The 5,764-nt window shown below is 66.4% G+C and carries 6 protein-coding genes and 1 pseudogene; 5 read left to right on the forward strand and 2 right to left on the reverse strand.

The genetic code is table 11. The annotated features are described in order from the left end of the window. Together IT540_RS01210 and IT540_RS01215 are read right to left on the reverse strand one after the other, a co-directional pair. Positions 1-457: 2Fe-2S iron-sulfur cluster-binding protein (locus IT540_RS01210; RefSeq protein WP_291172135.1), on the reverse strand; the 457-nt coding region annotated here is incomplete at its 3' end. 207 nt (positions 458-664) lie between these two features. Continuing rightward, entirely contained in the window at positions 665-1,582 is a 918-nt protein-coding gene (locus tag IT540_RS01215; RefSeq protein ID WP_291172138.1) for a LysR substrate-binding domain-containing protein, read from the reverse strand. A gap of 118 nt (positions 1,583-1,700) precedes the next feature. Between IT540_RS01215 and speB the strand changes: the two genes are divergently transcribed. The 5 genes and pseudogenes from speB to IT540_RS01240 form a co-directional block, all read left to right on the forward strand. Beyond that, the gene (speB, locus tag IT540_RS01220) at positions 1,701-2,678 is read left to right on the forward strand and encodes an agmatinase (protein ID WP_291172146.1); all 978 of its coding nucleotides are present in this window, start codon (positions 1,701-1,703) and stop codon (positions 2,676-2,678) included. Positions 2,679-2,788: 110 nt separating this feature from the next. Then, a complete protein-coding gene (locus tag IT540_RS01225; RefSeq protein ID WP_291172140.1) occupies positions 2,789-3,883 on the forward strand; it encodes an alkene reductase in 1,095 nt (364 codons plus the stop codon). Positions 3,884-4,050: 167 nt separating this feature from the next. After that, positions 4,051-4,752, forward strand: coding sequence for a pirin family protein (locus tag IT540_RS01230; RefSeq protein WP_291172142.1), 702 nt, complete (start codon positions 4,051-4,053; stop codon positions 4,750-4,752). A 135-nt stretch (positions 4,753-4,887) separates the two neighbouring features. Continuing rightward, entirely contained in the window at positions 4,888-5,490 is a 603-nt protein-coding gene (gene wrbA / locus IT540_RS01235) for an NAD(P)H:quinone oxidoreductase (RefSeq protein ID WP_291172143.1), read from the forward strand. A gap of 94 nt (positions 5,491-5,584) precedes the next feature. Beyond that, positions 5,585-5,764: pseudogene (locus IT540_RS01240) on the forward strand (arsenate reductase); the annotation flags it as partial.

The following is a 5,764-nucleotide window of genomic DNA, read 5'->3' on the forward strand; positions in this document are numbered from 1 at the left end:
AGCCCTTTAGCGTCGCGGCGGCGTCATGAACAGCCAGCCGGATGCGTTGATAGGTGTTGCAGCGGCAGATGTTGCCGCTCAAGGCGTCGTTGATGTCCTCGTCGGTCGGCGCCGGTTTCTCGCTGAGCAAGGCCGCCGCGGCCATGATCTGACCCGACTGGCAATAGCCGCACTGAACGACGTCGAGCTTCTGCCACGATCCGCGCACCGCGTCGGCGACAGGTCCGTCGAGCCCTTCGATGGTCGTCACTTTCTGTCCCGCGACGTCGGAAACCGCCGTGACGCAGGAGCGGATCGGCGCTCCTTCGAGATACATGGTGCAGGCGCCGCACTGCGCCGCGCCGCATCCGAATTTCGTGCCGATGAGGCCAAGCTCGTCGCGGACCACCCACAGCAACGGTGTGTCGTCCTCGGAGTTGACCGTCACATCGCGCCCATTGAGGTTGAATGTGGTCATCTCGAGATCCCTCGAAGTCTTCCGATTTTTCAAGGAGAGTACGCGCCGAGAGCCGAAGCGGACCACGGCGCTTGGCGGTCATATGAGAAGACCATCGCGGAATTGCTAGGTGGTTGTAACTCAACGAACATAGCGCGCAGAGATTCCGCGCCCGAAGCACCGGGTAATGCCCAATTGCTGGGCATCCCGCCTCTTAGTGAAGGGATACTAGGAGAGCTGCATCGCACGTTTGTGGCGGGCGATCTCCGCGAGCAGCCACTGGCGGAACTGCTTGACGCCGGCGAGCGACGCGGCACCGGGACGCACCGCGAGCGCATAGCGGCTCGGAATCCTGCGGCGGATCGGAAACGGCGTCACGAGCAGTCCACGCGCCAAGAGATCCTCCACCATGATGTTGTCGGCGAGTGCGACGCCGCCGCCGTTCACCGCCTCGCGGATCGCAAGCGTGGGATCGTGGAAGATCGCGCCCGCCTTCGGATCGACGCCTCTGACGCCTTCGCCGGCGATCCACTCCTCCCACCAGACGGTCGTGTTCTCGTGCAGCAGCCTGTGGCGCGCGAGATCGGCAGGCTTGCGCAGCGCTGCCGGCCCTTTCGTCAGCGACGGCGCGCAGACCGGCAGCACCATGAGCGACACCAGAGGAAGATGCGAGGGGTCGTCGTCCTCGTCCGCCGTGAAGAGGATGCGCAGGTCTGCGCTCGGATTGCCGCCCTTGCCGCGATCGTCGTGGATCGAGACCTCGAGCTCGCATTCGGGAGAGGCCGCGCGGAAGCGCGGCAGGCGGTCGGCAAGCCAGAGGTTCATGAAGGCGGCATTGATGGAGAGCGTCACGCGCTTCTGCCGGCGCCGGCGTCCGGTGCCGTGCACGCTGATCTCGTCGGTCGCGCCGGCGATGACGCTGAAGGCGTCGGTGAGCCGGCGGGCGTAGGGCTGCGCCTTCTCCGTGAGCTGCACCTGCCGGAACCCGCGCTCGAACAGCGTGACGCCGAGTGCCCGCTCGAGCGACCGGATGTGCCGGCTGACCGCCGACGGCGTGAGACGCAATTCGTCCGCCGCGTCCTTGAAGCTCAAGAGACGGGCTGCAGCCTCGAAGGCGCGGATGGCATTCAACGACGGCAGCGCCATGGCTCACCCATGAGATGAGTTTTTATCAACTGAAGGCGGAAAAATAGCCGTTTGTCGGGGCTGCCGGCAAGACGGATCCTGGGCGCGCTGTCACAAAGGGAAACGCACCATGAACGAGATGCTGAAGCACCCCATCCGGCCCTGCGAGACCGACACCGCCGTCTTCGGCACGAGCCTCTACAACGGCTCCCCCGAGCCGACTTTCTGCGGCATCCCCTCCTTCATGCGCCGCCGCCTGACGCGCAACCTTGCAGGCGTCGACGTTGCCATCTGGGGCATCCCCTTCGACGCAGCCGTCTCCAACCGGCCCGGCGCGCGCTTCGGCCCACAGGCCGTGCGCCGCGCCTCCGCCATCCTCGGCGGCGACGCGCAGTATCCGTTCCGCGCCGACCCGTTCGAGCGCCTCGCCGTCGTCGACTACGGCGACTGCGCGCTCGACTATGGCCGCCACGCCGAAGCGCCCCATCAGATCGCGGCTCAGGCCCGCGAGATCATCGCCCACGGCGCGACGCTGCTCTCCATCGGCGGCGATCACTTCGTGACCTGGCCGCTGCTCAAGGCGCATGTGGAGAGATACGGACCGCTGGCGCTGGTGCAGTTCGACGCCCACCAGGACACTTGGCTCGATGACGGCCAGCGCATCGACCACGGCTCGTTCGTTGCCCGCGCCGTGGGCGAAGGCCTCATCCGGCCGGAGCGCTCGATCCAGATCGGCATCCGCACGCACGCGCCCGAGACCTGCGGCATCGATATCGTCTACGGCGACGACGTCGGGACGCTCGGAATGCGCGGCGTCATCGATCGCATCCTGAACCGCGTCGGCGATGCCAAGACCTACGTGACTTTCGACATCGACTGCCTCGATCCGGCCTTCGCGCCGGGCACGGGCACACCGGTCGCGGGCGGCCTCACGTCGCGCGAGGCCCTGACGATCCTCCGCAATCTTGGCGCCCTCGACATCGTGGGCGGCGACGTGGTGGAGGTCGCGCCCGCCTACGATCACGCCGATATCACCGCCATCGCCGGTGCGGCAGTACTGCAGCACTACCTTGGTCTACTCGCCGAACGGAGATCCAGCGGTCAGCATGGGCCGTAGTTGATAGACGGCCCGAAACCAGGCCTCCTGCGCCGCCGCAAGAGGCCTTATTTTGGGCTGTGTCCAGCACCTAACGTCCAGCCTCACAGTTACGAGGAGACCAACCTTCCATGATCGAAAAGCTCTTCACGCCGCTGACCATCGGCACACTGACGCTTCCCAACCGCATCGTCATGGCCCCCTTGACCCGCAACCGCGCAACGCCGGACGGCGATGTGCCCAATGCGCTCAACGCCGAGTACTACGCCCAGCGCGCCACCGCCGGCCTCATCATCACCGAGGCGACGCAGATCTCTCCCGAAGGCAAGGGCTACATCCAGACGCCGGGCCTCTACAGCCCCGAGCAGGTCGCGGGCTGGCAGAAGGTGACGGACGCCGTGCACGCCGCGGGCGGCCGCATCTTCGCCCAGCTCTGGCACGTGGGCCGCGTCTCGCACACCTCGCTGCAGCCGAACGGACAGGCCCCCGTCGCGCCCTCCGCCATCACCGCGGCCACCCAGGTCTTCACCGCGACCGGCTTCGCCGACACCTCTCCGCCCCGCGCCCTCGAGACCTCCGAGGTCAAGCGCGTGGTCGAGGACTATCGCAAGGCTGCGGAGAACGCGAAGGCAGCGGGCTTCGACGGCATCGAGTTGCACGCCGCCAACGGCTACCTGATCGACCAGTTCCTGCGCGACAGCACCAACAAGCGCACCGACGAATACGGCGGCAGCATCGAGAACCGCACGCGCCTGCTGGGCGAGGTGCTGGCCGTGCTCACATCCGTCTTCCCGGCGAGCCGCGTCGGTGTCCGCTTCAGCCCGTTCTCGAACTTCGGCGACATCTCGGACTCCGATCCCATGGCGACCTTCGCAGCCGCCATCACCAAGGCGAGCGACGCCGGCCTCGGCTACCTGCATATGGTCGAAGGCCAGACGGGCGGCACGCGCGAGCTCCCGCCGAACGCCGACATCGGCAAGCTGCGCAAGCTCTTCAAAGGTGTCTACATGGCAAACAACGGCTACGATCGCGATCTCGCCATCCGCGCCGTCGAGACCGGCGCAGCCGATCTGATCGCGTTCGGCAGCCGCTATATCGCCAACCCCGATCTTGTCGAGCGCCTCGCACGTAATGCGCCGTTGAACGTGCCGGACAAGGCAACGTTCTACGGCGGCGGCGCGGAAGGCTATGTCGACTACCCCTTCCTCGACGCCAAGGCCGCCTAGCAACGGCCACCCGCGAGACCAAAGGCCCGCCGAACGGCGGGCCTTTTTGTATCTTGTCCGGAACCAATCTATTTCCAGGCACCATATTGGTTCTTCCTGGCCGCAGGTGCAAATCTCTCCTCAACAGCGGCGCGGGCCGAGGCCCCGCTCACAGTAGGAGAGAAATCATGATCGCCATCCGCAAGAGCAACGAACGCGGCGCCAGCAACTTCGGTTGGCTCGACAGCAAGCACACGTTCTCCTTCGGCCACTACTACGACCCGCGGAACATGGGCTTCGGAAAGCTGGGTGTCATCAACGAGGACATCGTCGAGGGCGGCGCCGGTTTCGGCACGCACCCGCACGACAACATGGAGATCATCTCCTACGTCCTGGACGGCGCCCTCGCCCACAAGGACAGCCTCGGCACGGGATCGGTGATCCGCCCCGGCGACGTGCAGCGCATGAGCGCCGGCACTGGCATCGCCCATAGCGAGTTCAACGCCTCGGAGACCGACCCCGTGCACTTCCTGCAGATCTGGGTGCTGCCCGAGGAGCGTGGCCTCGCCCCGAGCTACGAGCAGAAGTCGTTCCCGGCCGAGGCGCGGCAGGGCCGCCTGCAGCTCGTCGGCGCCCGCGACGGACGCGACGGCGCGCTCACGATCCACCAGGATCTCGACCTCTACGTCGCCAATCTCGCGAAAGGCGATGCGGTGAGCCACGCACTGCGCCCGCACCGCAAGGCATGGGTGCAGGTGACACGCGGGGTCGTCACCGTCAACGGCGCGACCGTCACCCAGGGCGACGGTGCGGCCATTGTCGACGAAGCGGAGGTCGCGATTGCGACCAACGACAACGCCGAGTTCCTTCTCTTCGATCTCGGCGCCTAGACCGTGATCGCTCCGGATTGCCGGCCCGATGTAGCAACCGGAACGCATTGTCGGTCTCACGTGAAGGCCGCGGGCGGGGCGAACCATCGCCCCGTCCGTGGTGTTGATCTGCCACAAAAACCGAAGGTTGCCTAAATGACCAAAGTCCTTGTCCTCTACTATTCGAGCTACGGCCACATCGAGCGCATGGCCCAGGCGGTCGCCGAGGGCGTGCGCGAGGCCGGCGCCCATGCCGAGATCAAGCGCGTGCCCGAGCTGGTGCCGCCCGAGGTCGCCGAGAAGAGCGGCTACAAGCTCAACCAGCCGGCCCCCATCGCCACCGTGAGCGAGCTTGGCGACTACGACGCCATCATCATCGGCACGCCGACGCGCTTCGGCAACATGGCCTCGCAGATGAAGAACTTCCTCGACCAGACGACAAGCCTCTGGATGCAGGGCAAGCTGGTCGGCAAGGTCGGCTCCGTGTTCACCTCGTCCGCCACCCAGCACGGCGGACAGGAGAGCACGATCCTCGCCACGCACATCGTGCTGCTGCACCAGGGCATGGTGATTGCCGGCCTGCCTTATGCCTTCCAGGGCCAGATGACGATGTCGGAGATCAGCGGCGGCTCGCCCTACGGCGCCACCACACTCGCGGCCGGCGACGGCTCGCGCCAGCCGAGCGAGAACGAGCTGGCGGGTGCGCGCTTCCAGGGCAAGTACGTCGCGGAGATCGCAGCCAAGCTCGGCCGCGCCTGATCGTCGTTCGATATTTGAGGCTGCGAGCGGCGGCGCCCACGAGGCGCTGCCGCTTTCGTGCTATGAGGGATCAGCGTCTTCGGAGAGCCCCGCCATGGCGACGATCACCATCTACCACAACCCCAGCTGCGGCACCTCGCGCAACACGCTCGCCATGATCCAGAGGAGCGGCGAGGACCCGAATGTCGTCGAGTATCTGAAGACGCCGCCGAACCGCGCGACGCTCGTCCGCCTGCTCCGCGCCATGAGCCTCAAGCCGCGCGATCTGCTGCGC

This window comes from Hyphomicrobium sp., from assembly GCF_020852195.1.
Taxonomy (GTDB): Bacteria; Pseudomonadota; Alphaproteobacteria; order Rhizobiales; family Hyphomicrobiaceae; genus Hyphomicrobium_C.

Coding starts and splice junctions, on each gene's coding strand:
- IT540_RS01215 (WP_291172138.1), bottom strand. CDS start 1,582: ATGGCGCTGCCGTCGTTGAATGCCATCCGCGCCTTCGAGGCTGCAGCC.
- speB (WP_291172146.1), top strand. CDS start 1,701: ATGCTGAAGCACCCCATCCGGCCCTGCGAGACCGACACCGCCGTCTTC.
- IT540_RS01225 (WP_291172140.1), top strand. CDS start 2,789: ATGATCGAAAAGCTCTTCACGCCGCTGACCATCGGCACACTGACGCTT.
- IT540_RS01230 (WP_291172142.1), top strand. CDS start 4,051: ATGATCGCCATCCGCAAGAGCAACGAACGCGGCGCCAGCAACTTCGGT.
- wrbA (WP_291172143.1), top strand. CDS start 4,888: ATGACCAAAGTCCTTGTCCTCTACTATTCGAGCTACGGCCACATCGAG.